22 protein-coding genes, 1 pseudogene and 1 riboswitch are annotated in these 18,394 nt (G+C 32.2%); of the genes and pseudogenes, 10 read left to right on the forward strand and 13 right to left on the reverse strand.

Annotation, left to right across the window (positions count from 1 at the left end; all coding sequences use genetic code 11):
- Positions 1-42: 42 nt before the first annotated feature.
- Entirely contained in the window at positions 43-459 is a 417-nt protein-coding gene (locus BSF42_RS08615) for a hypothetical protein (RefSeq protein WP_095952674.1), read from the reverse strand.
- Positions 460-615: 156 nt separating this feature from the next.
- Between BSF42_RS08615 and greA the strand changes: the two genes are divergently transcribed.
- The 6 genes from greA to BSF42_RS08645 all read left to right on the forward strand — a co-directional run bounded on the left by greA (position 616) and on the right by BSF42_RS08645 (position 5,157).
- Entirely contained in the window at positions 616-1,092 is a 477-nt protein-coding gene (gene greA, locus BSF42_RS08620; protein ID WP_095952675.1) for a transcription elongation factor GreA, read from the forward strand.
- A gap of 69 nt (positions 1,093-1,161) precedes the next feature.
- Positions 1,162-1,551: an HIT family protein gene (locus BSF42_RS08625; protein ID WP_095952676.1), complete on the forward strand. Its 390-nt coding sequence runs from the start codon at positions 1,162-1,164 to the stop codon at positions 1,549-1,551.
- A 305-nt stretch (positions 1,552-1,856) separates the two neighbouring features.
- Positions 1,857-2,813, forward strand: coding sequence for a hypothetical protein (locus BSF42_RS08630; protein ID WP_095952677.1), 957 nt, complete (start codon positions 1,857-1,859; stop codon positions 2,811-2,813).
- 5 nt (positions 2,814-2,818) lie between these two features.
- Complete coding sequence (locus tag BSF42_RS08635) at positions 2,819-3,421, forward strand: hypothetical protein (RefSeq protein ID WP_095952678.1); 603 nt, start codon at positions 2,819-2,821, stop codon at positions 3,419-3,421.
- Between the two features lie 345 nt (positions 3,422-3,766).
- Positions 3,767-4,102 (forward strand): hypothetical protein, encoded by a 336-nt coding sequence (locus tag BSF42_RS08640; protein ID WP_141248440.1) that lies wholly within the window; start codon positions 3,767-3,769, stop codon positions 4,100-4,102.
- Positions 4,103-4,218: 116 nt separating this feature from the next.
- Positions 4,219-5,157 carry a hypothetical protein gene (locus BSF42_RS08645; protein WP_095952680.1) on the forward strand — a complete coding sequence of 313 codons (939 nt, stop codon included), beginning with the start codon at positions 4,219-4,221 and terminating at the stop codon, positions 5,155-5,157.
- Between the two features lie 79 nt (positions 5,158-5,236).
- Here the strand turns inward: BSF42_RS08645 and BSF42_RS08650 are convergent, their stop codons facing one another.
- On the reverse strand, positions 5,237-6,388 hold the full coding sequence (locus tag BSF42_RS08650) for a PAS domain-containing sensor histidine kinase (protein WP_095952681.1): 1,152 nt from the start codon (positions 6,386-6,388) through the stop codon (positions 5,237-5,239).
- Positions 6,389-6,548: 160 nt separating this feature from the next.
- On the opposite strand from BSF42_RS08650, the gene BSF42_RS08655 reads away from it, so the two are divergent.
- The 4 genes from BSF42_RS08655 to BSF42_RS08670 all read left to right on the forward strand — a co-directional run bounded on the left by BSF42_RS08655 (position 6,549) and on the right by BSF42_RS08670 (position 9,458).
- Entirely contained in the window at positions 6,549-7,424 is an 876-nt protein-coding gene (locus BSF42_RS08655; protein ID WP_095952741.1) for a flavin reductase family protein, read from the forward strand.
- A 32-nt stretch (positions 7,425-7,456) separates the two neighbouring features.
- Positions 7,457-7,828: a DUF3127 domain-containing protein gene (locus BSF42_RS08660; RefSeq protein ID WP_095952682.1), complete on the forward strand. Its 372-nt coding sequence runs from the start codon at positions 7,457-7,459 to the stop codon at positions 7,826-7,828.
- A 194-nt stretch (positions 7,829-8,022) separates the two neighbouring features.
- Complete coding sequence (gene aat / locus BSF42_RS08665) at positions 8,023-8,661, forward strand: leucyl/phenylalanyl-tRNA--protein transferase (protein ID WP_095952742.1); 639 nt, start codon at positions 8,023-8,025, stop codon at positions 8,659-8,661.
- A 2-nt stretch (positions 8,662-8,663) separates the two neighbouring features.
- Positions 8,664-9,458 (forward strand): MOSC domain-containing protein, encoded by a 795-nt coding sequence (locus BSF42_RS08670; protein ID WP_095952683.1) that lies wholly within the window; start codon positions 8,664-8,666, stop codon positions 9,456-9,458.
- Here the strand turns inward: BSF42_RS08670 and BSF42_RS08675 are convergent.
- From BSF42_RS08675 to BSF42_RS08725, 11 genes and pseudogenes are all read right to left on the reverse strand, one after another.
- A complete protein-coding gene (locus BSF42_RS08675) occupies positions 9,455-10,165 on the reverse strand; it encodes a HesA/MoeB/ThiF family protein (protein WP_095952684.1) in 711 nt (236 codons plus the stop codon). The genes BSF42_RS08670 and BSF42_RS08675 overlap by 4 nt on opposite strands.
- A gap of 102 nt (positions 10,166-10,267) precedes the next feature.
- Positions 10,268-11,389, reverse strand: coding sequence for a 2-iminoacetate synthase ThiH (gene thiH, locus BSF42_RS08680; RefSeq protein ID WP_095952685.1), 1,122 nt, complete (start codon positions 11,387-11,389; stop codon positions 10,268-10,270).
- 41 nt (positions 11,390-11,430) lie between these two features.
- A pseudogene (locus tag BSF42_RS08685) lies at positions 11,431-11,809 on the reverse strand (GxxExxY protein).
- 149 nt (positions 11,810-11,958) lie between these two features.
- Positions 11,959-12,729 carry a thiazole synthase gene (locus tag BSF42_RS08690; protein ID WP_371615444.1) on the reverse strand — a complete coding sequence of 257 codons (771 nt, stop codon included), beginning with the start codon at positions 12,727-12,729 and terminating at the stop codon, positions 11,959-11,961.
- Entirely contained in the window at positions 12,716-13,354 is a 639-nt protein-coding gene (locus BSF42_RS08695; RefSeq protein ID WP_095952687.1) for a thiamine phosphate synthase, read from the reverse strand. Before BSF42_RS08695 ends, BSF42_RS08690 begins: the two co-directional genes overlap by 14 nt.
- Complete coding sequence (locus BSF42_RS08700; RefSeq protein WP_095952688.1) at positions 13,347-14,099, reverse strand: bifunctional hydroxymethylpyrimidine kinase/phosphomethylpyrimidine kinase; 753 nt, start codon at positions 14,097-14,099, stop codon at positions 13,347-13,349. Before BSF42_RS08700 ends, BSF42_RS08695 begins: the two co-directional genes overlap by 8 nt.
- Positions 14,057-14,680, reverse strand: a complete 624-nt coding sequence (locus BSF42_RS08705; RefSeq protein WP_095952689.1) for a thiamine phosphate synthase — start codon at positions 14,678-14,680, stop codon at positions 14,057-14,059. The genes BSF42_RS08700 and BSF42_RS08705 overlap by 43 nt, the downstream gene beginning before the upstream one ends.
- A gap of 26 nt (positions 14,681-14,706) precedes the next feature.
- Positions 14,707-16,530: a phosphomethylpyrimidine synthase ThiC gene (gene thiC / locus BSF42_RS08710; protein ID WP_095952743.1), complete on the reverse strand. Its 1,824-nt coding sequence runs from the start codon at positions 16,528-16,530 to the stop codon at positions 14,707-14,709.
- 154 nt (positions 16,531-16,684) lie between these two features.
- Positions 16,685-16,891, reverse strand: a complete 207-nt coding sequence (thiS, locus tag BSF42_RS08715) for a sulfur carrier protein ThiS (protein ID WP_095952690.1) — start codon at positions 16,889-16,891, stop codon at positions 16,685-16,687.
- A gap of 86 nt (positions 16,892-16,977) precedes the next feature.
- A riboswitch (TPP riboswitch) is annotated at positions 16,978-17,075 on the reverse strand.
- 90 nt (positions 17,076-17,165) lie between these two features.
- Entirely contained in the window at positions 17,166-17,735 is a 570-nt protein-coding gene (locus tag BSF42_RS08720) for a DNA-3-methyladenine glycosylase I (RefSeq protein WP_095952691.1), read from the reverse strand.
- Positions 17,735-18,394, reverse strand: a complete 660-nt coding sequence (locus tag BSF42_RS08725) for a hypothetical protein (RefSeq protein WP_095952692.1) — start codon at positions 18,392-18,394, stop codon at positions 17,735-17,737. Before BSF42_RS08725 ends, BSF42_RS08720 begins: the two co-directional genes overlap by 1 nt.

Here is an 18,394-nt window from a genome sequence, read left to right on the forward strand (position 1 = left end):
TAAATGCAAAAAAAAGCCTGAAATTCAATTTCAGGCTTTTTTTTAATTGTATACATGGACAACAGTTCCAGAAGATTCTACACGATATTGTTTCATCGGGTATTCTTTTCCACCAAGGCCTGTAAATAAATTATATTGTGTTTTATCGCAAGAACAAACAGCATAAATTCCGTCAATAGTCATTGGTGTACAGGAAGTAAGCGCTTGATTTGGACATGCAGCATCAAAAGCAGTGTATGTTCCTTCGCCGGTTTTCATTACTATAATTCCTTTCGCTCCATAATTGGCAACATAAACAGGATTGCTCGGATACAGCAATTTGTTATAAGTTGGCAGATTAGTGTCAAGATACGCGTTTATCGAATAATTTGGAATATACGGATTGTTATTACTTCTATTATTGTCACTGCAAGAAAATAATACAGCAGAAAGTGCGATAAAGAACCAGATTTTTTTCATTATTTCAATAAGAATTAGTGAAACAAAAATAATTTATTTAGATTTGAAATCTATATGATTAACATATAATTATGTACTATTAAAAATTATAGTATATTTGTGGTAAGAAAATCCCGTCGCGATGGGATTTTTTGTATTTATATAAACGATGAAGTTATGAGTAATGTATCTTATTATACAGCAGAAGGTCTAAAGAAATTAAAAGATGAATTGGAGCACTTAAAAAGTGTAATGCGTCCAAAGGCATCTCAAGATATTGCAGAAGCGAGAGATAAAGGTGATTTGTCTGAAAACGCGGAATATGATGCTGCGAAAGAAGCACAAGGTTTATTAGAAATGAGAATTGCTAAACTGGAAGAAGTATATTCAAATGCAAGATTAATAGATGAGTCCCAATTAGATGTTTCTAAAGCTTTGGTTTTGTCTAATGTAAAAATCAAAAATCAAAGTAACGGCATGGAGATGAAATATACTCTTGTTGCCGAAAGTGAAGCCGATTTAAAAACAGGTAAAATCTCTGTAACCTCTCCAATTGGAAAAGGTTTACTAGGGAAATCTGTTGGAGAAGTAGCAGAAATCACTGTTCCTAATGGAGTTTTGAAATTTGAAATTCTTGAAATTTCAAGAGACTAAATTTTTGATTGGTTTAATCGGTTAATTGTTTAATCGGTTAAACGAATAAACGATTAAACGAATAAAACAATGGCATCAATATTCACTAAAATAGTAAACGGAGAAATTCCTGCTTATAAAATTGCTGAGGACGATAAATATTTAGCTTTTTTAGATGTAAATCCAAATGCTAAAGGACATACACTTTGTATTCCAAAACAAGAAATCGATAAGATTTTTGATATGGAAGAAGAAGATTATTTGGGCTTAATGAAGTTTTCTAAAAAAGTGGCAGCAGCTTTAGAAAAAACAGTTCCGTGCAAAAGAATAGGAATTGCAGTTGTAGGTCTAGAAGTGCCTCACGCACACGTACATTTAATTCCGTTAAACGAAATGGATGAAATGCGTTTTCAAAACAAAGTATCGCTTTCAAAAGAAGAATTTGAAGCTTTAGCAAAAGATATTCAGTCGAATTTGTAAAATTATCAGATTGCGTTAAGTCGAAATCTTTTCAAAAAAAACCTGCTTTTCTAAACTAGAAAAGCAGGTTTTTTTTTGAATTCTCCTAAACTTCCTCAAAAAATAAAGTTTCAAAACATTTATCTAATGAAACTACTGATTTCGAGGCTAAAAAATCTTTTTTAACATCCAGCTTTATAATAGTTTTACGCCTTTTTAAAAAGAAAAGATAAATTATTATTGGCTCTGACCAATTTCTAAATGAGGTGATCTATTAGATAATTATTAATATCCTCAAAAATAATAAAAGATTAAATGATATAATTATGATTAGAAAAAACCATACAATCGTTCTTGAAGATACTAGCCCTTCAGAAATTGCAAGGTTTAGGCAAATTATGCTTAACATCTGGAGACAGCAGATTGAGGACGATAGGAATGCTATTGAGATGGAAAGGTTTTTTATTAAACAGCATCATGAAAAAGCTACAGATCCTAATGAAAAATATACTACTACTTGGCTTGGAGAAGTCATATTAAATAGCGAACTTCACGACTTTAATTATAGGAATAATCCTAAAAAATATATCTTTGAGTCTTTTGAGGGAAATTTTGATACTAATAGAGGAAAATTATCAGGGAGTAAAAATCTAGTTATTTTTACTGCGGAAAATGGTATTGATAAAAATAAAATGAACAAAAATTCGGGCATATATGATTGGATAGCAGTTAAAAATCCTGATGATGCTCAAAATATTTTAAAAACTTATTATGGAGATAAAAGAAGATTTATAGAAAACTTAGTTTGGAGATCACATGGTGAAACTGGGGCAGCGCTTCTTGATGTTTCTCCTAAAGAAACCTTTTCTGATCCTAGTAAAGTAAAAGCTTTATATTATATAAGAGAATTATTAACAGATAATGCAAATATAGTTTTTACAGCGTGTTCTATAGTAGGCGAATCATTGCAACCAAGAAAAAGATATCATAAACAAGGTAGGAATGCGTTAGAAAAGTTTTCTGATTTTTTTGTTAAAGGCTCTGAAAGGAACTTATTTTTAAACTACACTCTTTCGAGTGCTACAGATCAGACATATAACAGTTTTAATTTTAATGTTAGATTACATAAACAGAACTGGGCCGGTTTTTTGTGGCTAACTAAAGATGAGATAAAACCATATTTTTATAATGTTACAATTAACAGTTCAGGAGGAATCAGTACACAACAGATGAAATGGTTTATGGATTTTAGTCGATATAAAAAACCCCTTCATAAATATTAGAAAACATGAAAAAAACACTATTCTTTTTTTTGTTAATATATACATTTTGTCATGCGCAGAAAAAACAATGCATTGATAAAAATATTAAAATTGAGTATTTGTCAGACATTGATAAACTCATAAAAAGTAAATATATCTGTGATGCTTCTTTTGAAACATTTGGAAAAGATCGATTAGAGAAATGTAAGGTTTTGTTTTGTGATAAAAATTATAAAGTCAGCTCTGACCAGTATAAAACTAGAATTTTTGTTGATAAAAAACTGAAGTTAAATTTTGCTATAGTTTGTATTATCCCTGATTTCAAAATTAGGAAAGAAACGCCCAATTCGCTTTATTTATTAGATGATAGATTAATGCCAATATATTCAATTTCAAAATCTGGAGAAAAGAATTATCATGTATTTAAATATGAATATGTAAATGGAAATTTAATAACAAAAAAAGCAATTGATAAAGAAAGTCAAAATATTAATATTGATCAATTAACATACAAAAAAATTCTTTCGTTGGTGTCTAAAATTAAAGGAAAATTTACCTTTAAAACTGAAAAGGAAAGTTTTGATGATTATTTTTATGATGTTCCTTTATGGACAGAAGGATATAGATAGTAAAAAAAATGAAAAATTAAATTTTAATCCTTTTATTGATTTGCTTTATCAGTTGTAAAATGCATAATCCTAAGTTTCCTAATGAAGAAAAAAAAATAAATAAATCAATCGGCACAGTTTTTTTAAATGAAAAAGGTGATACAATAAAATCACAAAACCTCTTATCTTAAAAATAACTATAAATTAATTATTTTTCCAACTTTAAATAAAAATGAAGAAGTAATTAAATTTAGATTGATTAATGGCAAAAAAGACAATACATATTTATTAGTTGAAACTTTCCAAGCAAATCATCTCCACACTATGAAGGAGTTGATTTTCAAAATTATTTTATCTTACATAGTAATGGTGGAGAAACAAGCAAGTCCTGTTTTTGGCTATATGACAAGGAAACAGGAAATAAAAGTTTTTAGAGGTATTAGAAGAGATTATGACCTAAAAAACGAATTAATTTTATATGTAGATGAAGATGATAATTATAATGAATTTGTATATGATGTAAATACAAGGACAAAAACATTGGTTGATATTCCAAAATCATTTGCTGATAAGCAAAAATGTACACGTAACGACTATTTTGGAAAGACTTCTTATATAAAAAGAGTTACAAATAAATATTATTTTATAGCATTTGAGGATTGTCCATCTACAGTTCTATTTAAAGTAAAGAAGTCTAAATAATACTTTACGCAGATTTTGAGAACACAGATTATTGGATCACTGGTACAATTAATGCTGGGAAAAGTTTTTTTTGGAAACTGACAAAAGATAGATAAACAAGCGAAACCCTCTAAAAAATGAGAAAAATAATTAATATCCTTTCAGTTATTTCTTTGTTATTATTCGTATGTAGTAATGGAACTAAAAAAAATGAGGATAGTTATGTAGTTGCTTTTGTAAAAGAGGTATATGTCGATGAAGGGAATTATATGCATAATGATATAGATGATAGTACTTATATTAAAGGGGATGGCGAACGAATTGAAAGTTTTATAGGTGTTTTTCCAGAAAAGCAAGATACCATTTCAGTTTATAAATTAAATCAAAATTTAAGTGAAAAACCTGAAAAATTTTCCTTTTGGTCAAAAAAGAAAAATAACCACTCAATAACGTTTTATACTTCTATGGGAGATGATATAAAAATAACTTTTAGTGATCTGAACAATATTTTTGTTAATAACGATGTTTATCAGGTAAATAAAGAATATTATAATTTTTTAAAACAAAAAATACTTATTGAAAAATCAGTTTTAGATTTAGTTTTTTTCTTAAAAGATGGTTATGGAGATTATGAAGAGTTTTTAAAACTGTTAAATAAAAATTGGAGAAATCAAAAAGAAGATAATAGATTTAAAATTATTAAGGCAAAAATAAAAAATAAAAATTATCAAACGGATAATCAATACTTTACTTATGATTTGACTTATAAATACAATATGAATGGTTTGCTAGAGAATGTTTTAGGAGAAAATAGTTTTAACAAAAAAATTATTGATGAAAACAATAAGTATATTGTATATGCTATAAATAGATCAATAAATGAAAGAGCTTCAGAAAATGAATATTTATATCAAAATAAAAAAACGCTTTTTGACTCTATTGTCGGAAATAGAGTTCAAAATTCGACTGCAACGGTCTACTACTATATAAAATATCAATCACAATTACAAACTAAAATTAAATATAACAAGCCAAAAAATATCCAAGAAATTATAGAATTTTTGAAGATACATTAATTTATAATTCATTTACGGAGAAATACATTGGTAAACAACGTGCGATATTTTTAATGAAAAGTAAAAGTGCAGTTCAATTTTACTGCACTTTTTTATTTAATAAAATTTGAAAAGTCGTTCCTTTTCCAATTTCAGAGTTTAATACTTTAATATTTCCGTTGTGGTATTCTTCAACAATTCTTTTCGTTAAAGAAAGACCAAGTCCCCAGCCGCGTTTTTTGGTTGTAAAACCTGGTTCAAAAATCGTTTTAAATTGTTTTTTAGAAATTCCTGTTCCAGAATCTTTGACATTAATTTTTACATTAAAAGCATCCTGTTCAATTCTAAGATCCAAAGACCCTTTTCCTTTCATGGCATCAATCGCATTTTTAACCAAATTCTCGATTGTCCAGCTGTGTAATGTTGGATTTATCATTACAAAAATAGGCTCTTGTGGTGCCTCAAATGAAAACGAAACCTGTTTTGAAAAACGAGACTGCAGGTATTCGTAATCATTTTTTGTTTCTTCTATAATATTACGAACTTCTAAAACTGGAACCGAACCAATTTTAGAAAAACGATCGGTAATAGTCTGCAGGCGCTCTATGTCTTTTTCGATTTCAGTACTTATTGAAGGATCAATTTCTTCTGTTTTTAATATTTCGACCCATCCTATAAGAGAAGACAGCGGTGTTCCAATTTGATGTGCCGTTTCTTTTGCCATTCCAGCCCAAAGTTTGTTTTGAGTTGCCATTTTGGTGCTTTTGTAAAAATTATAAATTAAAGCAACACATAAAACGATAATAAGAAGTAGTGCGATCGGATAATATTTTAGTTTATTCAGTAATCCTGAATTTCCGTAATAAAGTGTCTGGTATTTTCCAGGAGCATATTCAAAAGTTATCGGTTCATTTTCATTTCTTAATTTTTTTAAATAAGCCGTTCTTTTTTTCTTGTTGCTAAGAATTTCCGTTGGAACATTCGTCGCGCTCACGACTTTATCATATAATATTACTAAAGCAGGAATAGAAGTATTGTTGTTGATAATTTGAAGCGGAAGTTCTATATCAGTATTTTCGTTTGCATTTACAATTGTAATTTGCGCATTTACAAAAAGTTTCATCTTCAAACGTTCCTCATTTTTAAAGATTTGGAAAAAAGTATAAGTGTTCCAAAGAATTAGAGAAATGATAATAAAGCAAACGGAAATGATGATCCAGCGAGTTGTATTTGTTCTTTCAGAAAAAGACATATCAATTATTTTGTGGTATAAATATAACGAAATATACACATTTTATATTTTGCGAATGCCGAAAGTTTTTTTGTTTTATCTGCAAAACAATTTCTCATAATTAAACCATTTCAATACTTTTGCAGGTACCAACATGAGATTTGGTTTTAAATCAAAAAGTATGATCAGTATTAATCCAAAAGAGATTCCAACGGCCAAACTGCAAGGCTATCTGCAGAGTGCTATCGGTCCAAGACCAATTGCTTTTGCAAGTACCATCAGCGAAAAAGGAATTCCGAACCTGTCACCGTTTAGTTTCTTTAACGTTTTTAGTGCAAATCCGCCCATCTTGGTTTTCTCGCCAGCGCGCCGAGTTCGTGATAATACAATAAAACATACTTTAATTAATGCCGAAGCAACTCGAGAAGTTGTTATAAATGTCGTAAATTACGATTTAGTACAGCAGACTTCTCTGGCTAGTACAGAATATGGAGACGGCGTAAATGAATTTATTAAAGCGGGATTAACACAAATTCCATCAGATTTAGTAAAGCCGTATCGCGTAAAAGAATCTCCAGTTCAATTTGAATGCAAGGTTACGCAGATTATTCCGTTAGGAGAAGAAGGCGGAGCAGGTAATTTAATTTTATGCGAAGTAGTAAAAATTCATATTCACGAATCAATTTTAGATGAAAATGGAGCAATCGACCAGCATAAAATTGATTTGGTTTCGAGATTAGGAAATAACTGGTACTCAAGATCAAATCAAGGCCTTTTTGAAGTAGCAAAACCATTGACAACACTGGGAGTAGGCGTAGATGCAGTGCCGGATTTTGTAAAAGAAAGTGCTGTTTTTGATGGAAACGATTTAGGTAAATTAGGTAATATTGAAGCCTTGCCTACAAAAGAAGAAGTTAGTATATTTGTGAAAGAAAATTTTTCTGTGAAAGGAGTTTTAAGTTCAGACGACCAGAAAAAAGTACACTTAGAGGCAAAAAAATACTTGGATAATGGCGATGTAGAGTCGGCTTGGAAAGTGCTTTTAGCTAAAAAATAAAGAAATAGAAACAATAATTAATATAGACGAAGATGGAAGTTACAGGAAAAGTAAAAGTGGTTAACCCAGAGCAGCAAGTTAGTGCCTCATTCAAAAAAAGAGAGTTAGTTGTTACTACTGAGGAGCAGTATCCACAACATATTTTAATCGAATTTACACAAGATAAATGCGATTTATTAAGTAGCTATAAACAAGGAGAGGCAGTAAAAGTTTCTATCAATTTAAGAGGAAGAGAATGGGTTAATCCACAAGGAGAAACTAGATATTTCAATAGTATTCAAGGTTGGAGAATCGAAAGATTAGCAGATGCTGCGCCTACACAAGCACCACCAATGCCAACAGCAGAAACTTTTGCTCCAGCGACAAACGTAAACGAAGACGAACCAGACGATTTACCGTTCTAAACGTAAACTTTAAATTCCAAAAAATAAATTCCAAATTCCAATTCATTCGACTGAATTTGGGATTTGGAATTTTTTATATAGCATGAAGACCTTTGTCAAAGTTTTAAACTTTGACAAAGGTTCCCTCAGCAATTGGTATTTTGGAATTTGGAATTTTTATATTGGAATTTTCTCAACATTCATTATTTAAAAAGATGTATTACCTATTTGAAGATTTATTTTTTCCGCCAGTCACAGAAGCAGACGAAGAAGGCGTTTTGGCGATTGGAGGTGATCTAAGTCCCGAACGTTTACAATTGGCTTATAAAAGCGGTATTTTTCCTTGGTTTAATGAAGGCGAACCAATTCTGTGGTGGGCTCCAGATCCTAGAATGGTATTGTTTTTTGATGAGATGATTATATCCAAAAGCATGCGAAACATCCTCAATCGGAAAATATTTAAAGTTACTTTTAATAAAAATTTTAGAGAAGTAATTTCAAACTGCCAGCAGATAAAGCGTGATGGACAAAACGGAACGTGGATTTCTAACGAAATGATCGATGCTTATTGCAAATTGAATGAAGAAGGAATCGCTAAATCTGTTGAGGTTTGGCAGGATGATGTCTTGGTTGGTGGTTTGTATGGAATTGATTTAGGAAATATTTTTTGCGGAGAAAGTATGTTTTCTAAAGTTTCAAATGCTTCGAAAACAGCTTTTATTGCTTTAGCTTTATATTTGCAAAAAGAAAATTATAAGTTATTAGATTGTCAGGTTTATAATCCGCATTTAGAAAGTTTAGGATGCCGAGAAATTGACCGTGAAGAGTTTATGTCCATTTTAAAAACTAAATAAAAATGAGTGCAGTTTTCAGTGTAAAGGAAATTTATATATATCCAATAAAAAGTCTGGCGGGAATAAGCTGTAAATCTGCTTTTGCCGAAGAAATGGGATTTAAAAATGACCGAAGATGGATGTTAATCGATGCAGATAATCAAATGATCACACAGAGAGAATATCCAATTATGAGCCAATTTTATCCTCAAATTGCTGCTGGAAAAATTAGTTTAGTTTTTGAAGAAAAACAGCATGAATTTTCTATTGATGAATATTTAGATGCTAAAATTGAAACCTCTGTTTGGGATGACAAAACGGAAGTTTTTGAAGTAAGTAAAAACACTTCAAAGTGGTTTAGCGATTGTTTGGGTTTTGAATGTAAATTGGTCAAAGTAAATAAACTTGGAGATCGCAAACATGAAAGTTCAAGTACCAAAGAAACTTTTAATGTTAGTCTGGCCGATGGATACCCATATTTATTAATCGGAACAGAAAGCATGGATGTTTTAAACAATAAATTAGAACAAAAAATTACCGTAAAAAGATTTCGCCCTAATATTGTTATCAATACGGAAAATGCTCACGAAGAAGATAATTTTAGTACTTTTAAAATTGGAGAAGTAGTGTTTCAAAACATAAAAATCTGCGAAAGATGTATTATGGTGAACAATGATCCAGAGAAAGGAATTGTAAAAAAAGAACCACTAAAAACGCTAAGCAAATACAGAAAAGTTGGTAATTCAGTTTTTTTTGGAACTAACATTGTCAGTTTAAATTCCGGAATTATTGCGGTTGGAGATCCTCTTGTTTTCTAGAAATTCAACTTTGTAAAGTTCCAGTTTAAAGTATTAAAAATTATAAGTTCGTTTTTTAGAGCTGGTAATTCTAAAATCAATTTTAAGGTTTCATGCGCCATCATGTTCCCAATAATTCCCGGCAGAGTTCCTAAAACGCCATTCAAATTACAATTGGGAACATCTTTAGGATCTGGCATTTCTGGAAATAAATCACGCAGGTTTTTACTTCCCTTATGATTAAAAACAGCAATCTGCCCTTCAAATTTTAGAATGCTTCCATAAACTAAAGTTTTGTTTAATCGAACGCAAGTATCATTTACCAGATAACGTGTCGTAAAATTATCTGAACCATCAACAATTATATCATATTGCGCTATAATTTCTGATGCATTTTCTACAGTTAATTTTTCTTGAATTGCCACAGCTTCAATTAACGGATTTAGTTTTGAAACGACTTCTTGAGCGACAATTGCCTTATATTTTCCAATTTCATTTTCGGTATATAAAATTTGTCGGTGCAGGTTATGAATTTCAATTATATCAAAATCCATAATTCCGATAAAACCAACTCCTGCCGTTGCAATATATTGTAAAATCGGACAGCCTAAACCGCCCGCTCCAATTACTAAAACGCGTGCTTTTTTTAGTTTTTCCTGCCCTTCATCACCAATTTCAGGAAGAATAGTTTGTCTGTTGTAACGGAGAAATTCTTGTATAATGCTCATTTTATATAAGTCTAAAGTTTGAAAGTCAAAAGTTTGAAAGTCAAAAGCGCAATAGTAAAGCCAAACTATAAAGTAAAGTTTTGGACTTTATGACTTTCGACTTTACAACTTTGGACTAAATGTCCTGTCCCAATCTTTCCAAACAGGTTCATAACCTTTGTTTTTTATGATTTTTGAAATTTCATCTGCGGAGCGTTCATCGCTGATTTCAAATTGTTCTAAAGACTGCGGATCAACTACATAACCGCCTGGATTTGTTTTAGAACCCGCACTCATACTCGTAACGCCAATCGGAATTATATTGTTTCTGAATTTTTCGTTTTCACGGGTTGAAATTGAAATTTCTAAATCTTCATTCCATAATCGATAAGCGCAGATTAATTGCGTCAAATCTTTATCATCCATGATAAAGTTGGGTTCAATTATTCCCTCGGCAGGGCGGAGGCGGGGAAAAGAAACAGAATATTTGGTCTGCCAATATTTTTTTTGAAGATAATCTAAATGCAAAGCGTTAAAAAAACTGTCAGTTCGCCAATCTTCCAAACCTAACAAAACGCCCAAACCTATTTTATGAATTCCTGCAGTTCCAATTCGGTCAGGAGTTTCTAATCTATAATCAAAGTTTGATTTCTTGCCTTTTGTGTGATATTTTTTGTAAACTTCCTGATGATACGTTTCCTGATAAACCAAAACGGAATAGACTCCAGCATCATGCAGTCGTTCGTAATCTTCTGTAGAAAGCGGCTGCACTTCAACAGAAATTATAGAAAACTCTTCTCGAATTAAAGCAATTGCATTTAGAAAATAGTTGATGTTAACTGTATAATTGGCTTCGCCAGTAACTAACAAAACATGATCAAACCCCTTATTCTTTAAGGCTTCAACTTCGAGCTTTATTTCCGCATCAGAAAGTGTTTTGCGTTTGATTTTATTATCTAAACTAAAGCCGCAATAAGTACAGATATTTTGGCATTCGTTGCTTAAATACAACGGTGCATACATTTGAATTGTTTTCCCGAAACGTTTTTTTGTTATTTCATGGCATTTCTGTGCCATATCTTCCAAATAATTTTGGGCGATAGGAGAGATCAAAACCAAAAAATCATCGAGAGTAAGTTTGATTTTTGCCAAAGTTAATTCGACATCTTTTGATGTGGTTTGATATATTTTGAATTGAATGGAATCCCAATCGTAGTTTTCAAAAACCGATTTGAATGTGTTCATAGTTTTTATTTGTTTCCCGCAGATTTTGCAGATTCCGCAGATTAAATTTTATTAGCAACACGATGAATATTTTCCAGAATATTGGAACAGTTGAAATTGACTAATAATCCAAGTTTTTTATTAGTCAATTTTAAGTACGTGTTCAATTGTTTAAAATGAATAGGTTTTATTTCGTCTACTGATTTTAATTCTATAATTACTTTATCTTCTACTAAAAGATCTAATCTAAAAGTTATATCGAGATAAACCTCATCGTATTTTACAGGTAAATCAATTTGCCTAGTTACTTGTAATCCATCCTTCTTCAATTGATAATAAAGAGCACTTTCATATATTGATTCTAATAGTCCAGGTCCGAGAGTATTATATACTTTTAAAAATTGCTCCTCTAACCTTATATGAAATTTCATTTTCTGACATAATTCTTCTTTGATTTTTTAAATCAAAATTAATGAAATTTCTTACTTTTAATATGAGATGTTTTACAATAGATTCTGCAGATTAATTTAACTTAATAATTGTAAAAAATAATCTGCTAAATCTGCAGAATCTGCGAGCGAAAAATCAATTTAGTCATATAAAAAGGAAGTCAAAGGACTAGAAGCCACAGCATAATTTTGCGAATTAGCAATTTTGGCTTCAAAAGCTTTTCTTCCTGCTATAACAGCTTCTCTAAAAGCTTCGGCCATTAATTTGGGATTTCCTGCAACGGCAATTGCAGTATTTACCAAAACAGCATCAGCACCAATTTCCATTGCTTTTGCAGCATCAGACGCAGCGCCAATTCCTGCATCTACGATAACAGGAACGGTACTTTGTTCGATTATAATTTCTAGAAAATCAATAGTTTTTAAACCTTTATTACTGCCAATTGGTGAGCCCAAAGGCATAACAGCAGTAGTTCCCGCACTTTCTAAATGCTTACATAAAACAGGATCAGCATGAATGTAAGGCAGTACAAAAAAACCGAGTTTGGCTAATTCTTCCGTTGCTTTAAGAGTTTCAATAGGATCTGGCATTAAATATTTTGGATCGGGATGAATTTCGAGTTTTACCCAATTCGTTTCTAAAGCCTCGCGAGCCAGCTGTGCAGCAAAAACTGCTTCTTTAGCATTGCGCGCTCCAGATGTATTAGGCAGTAAATTAATATTCGGATGTTTTAAATGAGATAAAATGGCATCTGTATCGGTTTCTAAATCAATACGTTTTAAGGCTACTGTAACCAACTCACTTTCTGAAGCTAAAATTGCCTGCTCCATTTCTTCATTTGAACCGAATTTTCCTGTTCCTAAAAATAAGCGGGATTTAAAGCTTTTATCGCCAATATTAAACAATGACATTTGCATATAACTTTTCTTTAAGTTGTTGAATTAATTTTTCTTTTTCATCGCTTTCTGTGATGATTCCAGATACGGCAATTCCGTAAATTCCAGTATCCATTAACGGATTTATATCTCGCAATGTGATGCCTCCAATAGCATAAACTGGAATTTCTATTTTAATTTTCTTTAGTTTTTGAAGAATTTCAAAATAACCCGACAATCCTAAAATTGGACTTAGTTTTTCTTTTGTTACTGTAAATCGGAAAGGGCCTAAACCAATATAATCGCAACCATTTTTAACATGATCTTGAATGTCTTCGAAAGTATTAGCTGTTCCGCCGATGATTTTTGAAGACCCTAAAAACGCCCGTGCTTCCTCTATTTTTGTGTCGGTTAAACCTAAATGAACTCCATCTGCATCAATTTGCTTTGCGAGATGCAAATCATCATTGACAATAAAAACAGCCTGATATTCGTCGCATAAAAGTTTTACGGCTTCCGCCAAAGCAAACCTGTTTTTATCTGTTTGGTTTTTAAATCGCATTTGCACCCATTCGCATCCTGCATCAAGAGCTTGGTGAATGTTGCGTAACTGTTCTTCGATGGTTTCGCCTTGTGAAATATATTGCAGTTTATTATACATAATGGTATCCGATTAAAGTTGAAGTTGAACTCAAATAATTTTCGATATATATTTTGGCATTGCTGCAAGCTTCTGTAATGGTTTGGTTTAATGCTAAATTGGCAGCAATTGCAGCAGAAAGGACACAACCAGAACCGTGTTTTTCAAAACATTTTTTATCTGAAGGAAGAAGATCTAAAAATTCATTTTTCAAGAATAAACGATCGGTTCCAATTGCAGTTTCGTTGTGTCCGCCTTTTAGCAGAATGTTGGTTGGAATTTCATTTTTCTCCCAATAGTTGTTAGAAATAAAACCAGGAAACAAAATCTCCATTTCATTAAAATTTGGAGTAATCAAATCAATTTTGGACAGAATTTCGTTTAAGTTTAAAGCATCTCCAATATTCATAAATTCAAATTTTGTTGTCGATTTTAAGACGGGATCCCAGACAATTTGAGTTGACGGCGATAAAATCTTTATAAGCGAAACAATTTGGTTTAAATGATTTAGAGAAGATAAAATTCCAATTTTCACTACATCAATTTTATAATTTGAAAAGAGGATTTCAATAGAACGAATTACAAAACCTAAATCAATCCATTCAATTTCATAAAATTCATTTTCAGTCTGAATTGTATTCGCAGTTGCAATAGCAAAACCAGTGATTTTATGCTGTTCCAATGTTTTGATATCAGCCAAAATTCCAGCTCCTCCCGAAGGATCTAAACCTGCGATTGTAAGTGCGTAAGGGCGATTTTTTGACATAATTTAAATTGTTTTAAAGGATTTTCATTATTCCAAATTGCTCCTAAAAGTGCGACATCATCAAAGCCTTTTTCAAGTACTTTTTGAATATTTTCAGCATCGATTCCGCCTAACGCAATCATTTTGGTTTTATGATTTGTTCTTTTCTTTAATTCTTCAAAAAGATCTGTTTTGGGATGATAATTTTCTTTCGAAATGCTTTTGAAAACTGGGCTTAGAAAGGCATAATCAAAATCATTTTCTATTGAATTAAAATCTTCAAAAGAATGTGTTGATGACGATATAGATTCGTATTTAGGCGTACAAGATTTTGGAAACCTTACAGGAAAGTCACGATTGTGTTTTCTTTCTTTTTCAGAAAAATGAATGCGGCTAATTCCAAAATCTTCTGCCAAAACATGATGATTATGCAAGACAATTTTGGATCTAAATTCCATTTTAATTTGATGAATAAACTGCGACATTTCCAATTCAGAAAAATCAGGTTTCCGAAGATGAAGCAACGGCAATCCTTCCTCAAATAGAGAATGAATTATCTTGATTTCATTTTCAACAGCAAAAGGATGAGAGATCACAATCATATCTTTCTTCTTATTTTCTTAAAACACTAAATATAAATCTCTTTCCCTTGTTCGATAAACTCTTCCGACTTCTCCTGCATTCCTTTTTCCGCGGCAGCGACATCTCTAATTTCCTGTGATATTTTCATAGAGCAGAATTTTGGCCCGCACATAGAGCAGAAATGAGCCACTTTTGCACCATCGGCAGGAAGTGTTTCATCGTGAAATTCTCTTGCAGTATCTGGATCTAAAGCCAAATTGAATTGATCTTCCCAACGAAATTCAAAACGGGCTTTGCTCAAAGCATTATCTCGATATTGTGCTCCCGGATGCCCTTTTGCCAAATCGGCAGCATGCGCTGAAATCTTATAAGTGATCACGCCATCTTTTACGTCTTTTTTATTCGGTAAACCCAAATGTTCTTTTGGAGTTACATAACACAACATCGCGCATCCGTACCAACCAATCATTGCAGCACCAATAGCAGAAGTAATATGGTCGTAACCTGGTGCAATATCTGTAGTTAAAGGCCCTAATGTATAAAATGGAGCTTCATGGCAATGTTCTAATTGTTTGTCCATGTTTTCCTTAATCATGTGCATTGGAACGTGTCCTGGACCTTCAATAAAAACTTGCACATCGTGTTTCCAAGCGATTTTGGTTAGTTCACCTAAAGTTTCTAATTCGGCAAATTGTGCAGCATCATTGGCATCGGCAATAGAACCTGGGCGTAACCCATCTCCTAAAGAAAAAGCAACATCATATTGTTTCATGATTTCGCAGATTTCTTCAAAATGAGTATATAAGAAATTTTCTTTATGATGAAACAAACACCATTTTGCCATGATCGATCCGCCTCGGGAAACAATTCCAGTAACACGATTTGCAGTTAAATGAATGTAACGAAGTAAAACTCCGGCATGAATGGTAAAATAAGAAACACCTTGTTCTGCTTGTTCAATCAAAGTATCGCGGAAAATTTCCCAAGTTAAATCTTCAGCAATTCCTTTTACTTTTTCTAATGCCTGATAAATAGGCACAGTCCCAATTGGAACTGGCGAATTACGAATAATCCATTCTCTGGTTTCGTGAATGTTTTTTCCTGTTGATAAATCCATAATCGTGTCAGCTCCCCAGCGGCAAGCCCAAACGGCTTTTTCAACCTCCTCTTCAATAGTTGAAGTCACGGCGCTGTTTCCAATATTGGCATTTATTTTTACCAAAAAATTACGACCCACAATCATCGGTTCGCTTTCTGGGTGATTGATATTGTTTGGAATAATAGCTCTTCCACAGGCTACTTCAGAACGAACAAATTCTGGAGTGATTTTGCTTTTAGGTGTATTGGCTCCAAAACTGTGCCCTCCGTGCTGGCATTGCATCGCTTTAGTCTGTTCATTTAAAAGTTCAATTCGCTGGTTTTCGCGAATCGCGATATATTCCATTTCAGGCGTTATAATTCCTTGTTTAGCGTAATACAACTGTGTTACGTTTGCGCCTTTTTTGGCTCTTTTCGGCTGATGCAAATATTCAAAACGAAGATGATTTAAACTTTCATCTTTTAGTCGGCTTTGACCATAATCTGAAGTTATTTCGTTTAAAATTTCAACATCATTTCGGTCTAGAATCCAGCTTTCGCGCAAGCGTGGTAATCCTTTTCTAATATCAATTGCAATATTTGGATCAGTGTAAGGCCCAGAAGTATCATAAACGGTTACAGGAGGATTTTTCTCAATGCCGCCATTTGAAAGTTTAGTTTCGCTAAGATGAATCTCTCGCATCGCCACTTTTATAGGATGAATTTCCCCATCAATATATACTTTATGAGAATTAGGAAATGGGGTTCTGGAAATTTGTTCTTCTGTAGTCATAGAAATAAGTTTATAGTTTGTTGTTTTTTGTTTCACGTTTCACCTTTCAAGTTGTTCTTGATGGTCGATTTTGATTATCCGTAGAGACACACTGCAGTGCGTCTACATCATGTGTATAGTTGAAAATTGGAATTTAAAAAATTGGATTTTTCAATTAACCTCCCTGCGTAGCAGAAATAATCAAAATTTCATCAGTTTCTTGTATGAGGAATTCGTTCCATTTGGTTTTTGGAACAACAGTATTGTTAACAGCAACGGCGATTCCGTTTTGTTTGTGCGGAATTTCGAGATCGAGCAATGATTGAACGCTTAGCGATTCAGCATTGAAATTTTTAGTTTGTTGGTTGATTTTTAGTTCCATTCCTTTTGAGTTTAGTTTTTGTAGAGATACACAGCAGTGTATTCTAAACCTTAGGAATGGCTACAATTACGCATAAAAATGCGCGCAGAAGTCATCTTACTTTTCCCTACGCTAGTATGAACTAGATCAGGTTCAGAGGGTAAAATCTCAGCCTACAAAGTTGTAGACACCCCTAAAGTGTGAAGCAAATATAATGTTTTTTTGTTTAAAAGTTTCAAGTTTCAGGTTTCAAGTTTATTAAAAACTGAAATCTACAACTGAAAACCGAGACTGATTATTGAGTTCTTTTCCAGCAGTTTTCCGCGTGATCATTGACCATTCCGGTTGCCTGCATGTGCGCGTATATTACCGTTGAGCCGACAAATTTAAACCCTCTTTTTTTTAAATCTTTACTGATTTCGTCTGAAAGTGGAGTAGTGGCTGGAACATCTTTTGACGTTTTGGGATGGTTGATTATAGGTTTTCCATTTGTGAATTTCCAAATATAATCTGAAAAACTGCCAAATTCTTCCTGAACTTTCATAAAAGCCTGAGCGTTTGAAACTGCAGATTTAATCTTTAATTTATTGCGGATGATTCCAGTGTTTTGAAGTAATTCATCTATTTTATCCTCAGAATAATTCGCAATTTTTTTATAGTCGAAATTGTCAAATGCTGTTTTAAAATTTTCTCTTTTGTTTAAAATTGTAATCCAGCTTAAACCAGCCTGAAAAGTTTCTAAAATTAAAAATTCAAATAAAGTGGGATCGTCATAAACAGGAACTCCCCATTCTTCATCATGATATTTTTTATATAAATCGCTTGCCGTACACCAGCCGCATCGCATTAAGTTTTCATTTTCCATTACTTCCCAATTTGCCAGCTGTATCCTTTTACAGTAGGAATATAGGCTGATCTTCCTATTATGACTAAGTTGTTATAGATTTTTTTCTCGTATTTTATTCCAATCGCCGTACCTGAGGTATACAATTTGTTGGATCGGAAAGCAATTTTCATGCTGCCATCTTTGAATTTTGCATCAGAAATTTTTTCTAAAAGCCAGGTAGATTTCCATTTTACGGCTATTTCGTCTTCTGCAATTTTTGTAATGCTTTTGACTATTTTGACAGCTTCCTTAGGGATTTGAAAATTTTGTGTTAGTTCTTTTTGAGTAAAGGTTTCACCTATTTCACTATTAGAGAGTATTTTTTTCAAATTAACGAAAGTCATTAAATTATCGCTCTTTTCATTTTCTGCGATACTTTTCAGATTCTGTATTTCTGGTTTGCTAAGCGAATCTTTTTTAAACGCAAAATTATCATTTACATTACGGTTCTGTCTCTTTGTTAAATCTTTTATTGCTGATTTTTCTAAAGCGCTCTTTTTAAATTTTTTTTCTGCAACGGGTTTTAATTTATTTACAGATGTAATCATTTCCTTTTGAGGCTGTTTTTTTGCATCGTAGCCACAGCTTATAAAGAAATAAGTTAATGAAAGTAATATTATAATACCCGTTTTTTTCAT

This window comes from Flavobacterium sp. ACN6 (genome assembly GCF_002304005.1).
GTDB lineage: Bacteria > Bacteroidota > Bacteroidia > Flavobacteriales > Flavobacteriaceae > Flavobacterium.